Here is a 2,285-nt window from a genome sequence, read left to right as displayed (position 1 = left end):
ACGACGCATCGGACGATTCCCCCGGGCACGGACGACGACCGCGCAGCGTAGCAGCCCCCGGCGCGAGCGGGCGGGCCGAAGGTCATGGTCGGGCGGGAGGCAGGTCGCGGGGCGGGTGTGGCAGACTGCGGGCGTACAGGGATGCCTGTCTGCGCTCCAGGGAGTGGAGATGTCACCAATATCCGCCATCCGGCCCGGACCGTCGCGCCAGACGCCCGCCGCCGGCGTGGGCCGCGCGTGCGCTCACCTGCCAGGCGGAGCCGCAAGGGCGCAGCTCTCATTCACTCGCAAAGGTCGGCCGTTTGCGTGCTCGGGCGGCAATTGCGACGGCCGGAAAGACCTGCAGATCAAGACAGGGTGGGTGGGAAGGATCGCGCGGAGGGCCTTGCCAGGGCCTGTGCCTATCCGATGCTGCGACCGGTTGCCATGTGCACAACCGCACATTCGCCGATCTGGCGATGGCGTGCGGCGAGCTGTTTGCGACGAAGTCCTGGGTCGGGAAGCCATCGGCAGTGGATGGACGCTGCGATCAGATGTTCGATGCATGCGGGGCGCAGGCCAGGCCATGGAGAACCCGGACAACGCCGATATTCAGGAAGAGAGAGAATTGCCAAGTGAGCAGATCTGACGTGATCAAACAAGCTTGTTTGCTTCGTTGTGTCGTCGTGGTGGTCGTATTGTTGTTGGCGGGGTGCGATAGGGAAGCAGCAGACGGCAACCCGGTGGCTACACCGACAGGTGAGTCTGCGGGTGCAATACCCCGGCCAGCCCCTTCCCCGGAGGTCGCGCAGATGGTCGCGAATGGCTCCGGACCTGACGGCGGAAGCGACAGGGATGTGGCGACCGTGGTGGATGCCGCAGCATCTTGGGATGGGGCGCCGGAAAGACCGGAACCGATCGTCGAGGGCGAGGGGTTCCGACAGTCGTATCTGGCGTGTGCTGATGCCAGCACCGGCGCGACGCCAGAAATCCTGGATTGCATTGCGGAGGAGTTCGAGTATCAGGACTCCAGGCTTGACGCAGGCTATCGAAAATTGCAGTCCATGCTGCAGGAGGAAGCCGCGATCCGGCTCGAGAAAGAGCATGGTGAATGGATCGCGCGACGCGACAAGGAGTGCGCCTGGGATCCAGAAACGGAGGGGCAAGGGCAGTTGATTGACGCCAAGTCGTGCGAGCTGAACTGGACCTCGGCAAGAGCGGCGGAGATCGAGCGCAGGATTGGCGCATTGCATACGCAAAAGAATTAGCGCCAAGAGCGACATGGATCTGTCGAAGGAGTGAGCGGAAATGGTGAAGGACAAGGAGTCGGCGCTGATGGAACTGGAGCAATGGAGGCTCGGGAGGACTTCTGAGCGCTACGAGTCCGGCGGTCGCGGCCCCGGCGTGATCTCGACGGGGAGGGGTGATCATGGGGGCGTGTCTTACGGGACCTACCAGCTCTCCACGAAGACGGGGACGTTGCGTGAATATCTGAGCCAGTCGAAATACGCGCACCGTTTCGCTGGCCTGCAACCTTCGACGCCGGAGTTCGATGCGGTGTGGCGAGAGCTGGCAAGAACGGATCCGGGGTTCGCGCAAGACCAGCATGATTTCATCGGTAGGACGCATTACGAGAGGCAGCGTCAGCGCCTGAAGGCGACTGGCATCGATCTCGATGGGCGTGGGCGATCAGTCCACGATGCACTCTGGAGCACTGCGGTTCAGTTCCGGAATCTCACCCCGACGATCTTCAGAAAAGGGATTGAAGAAAGGTTCGGTCAGGGTCGCGATCTGTCGAGCTTGTCCGACAGGGACATCGTCGAAGCGGTGCAGGATTACAAGATCGCCCATAACGAAAGGTTGTTCAGGAGTTCTCCCTCGTGGTGGCCTGGGCTGCTCAAACGGGCCCATGCCGAAAAGGTCGATCTGCTTCGGCTGGCCACATTGGAAGAAATTGCCGGAATGCGAAACGCCGAGGCGCTCAATTCCGCGCTTGTGGAGCCATCTTTTTCTGGGCGTCCTCTGCGGCAAGGTGATCGTGGTCAAGTCGTGCGCAGGCTGCAGGAAAGTCTCAATGAAATTGGTGTGACAAGCACCGCCGGCAACCCCCTGCGCGAGGACGGCCATTTCGGCCCCCGCACGCGCGAGGCGGTGGAGGCGTTCCAGCGCGCGCAGGGGTTGAGGGTGGACGGGGTGGTGGGGCGGGAGACGCTGGCGGCGTTGCGCGCGGCGGAGTCGCGGCTGGCGCAGGCAGCGCCGCCGGCGGCGCAAACGCCGGGGGCTGCCGACTTCCGCGATCCGGCGCA

The 2,285-nt window shown here is 63.6% G+C and carries 2 protein-coding genes; both read left to right on the top strand.

The window, feature by feature from the left end:
• Window positions 1-614: 614 nt before the first annotated feature.
• On the top strand, window positions 615-1,247 hold the full coding sequence (locus FPV26_RS12515; RefSeq protein WP_181952663.1) for a lysozyme inhibitor LprI family protein: 633 nt from the start codon (window positions 615-617) through the stop codon (window positions 1,245-1,247).
• A 40-nt stretch (window positions 1,248-1,287) separates the two neighbouring features.
• Window positions 1,288-2,285, top strand: a 998-nt coding sequence (locus tag FPV26_RS12510; protein WP_147654204.1) for a peptidoglycan-binding domain-containing protein, incomplete at its 3' end; no start/stop codon positions are given.

Source organism: Vulcaniibacterium gelatinicum (assembly GCF_008033445.1).
GTDB lineage: Bacteria > Pseudomonadota > Gammaproteobacteria > Xanthomonadales > Xanthomonadaceae > Vulcaniibacterium_B > Vulcaniibacterium_B gelatinicum.
The sequence above is the reverse complement of the archived record's forward strand: the minus strand, read 5'-3'. Positions and strand labels throughout refer to the sequence as shown.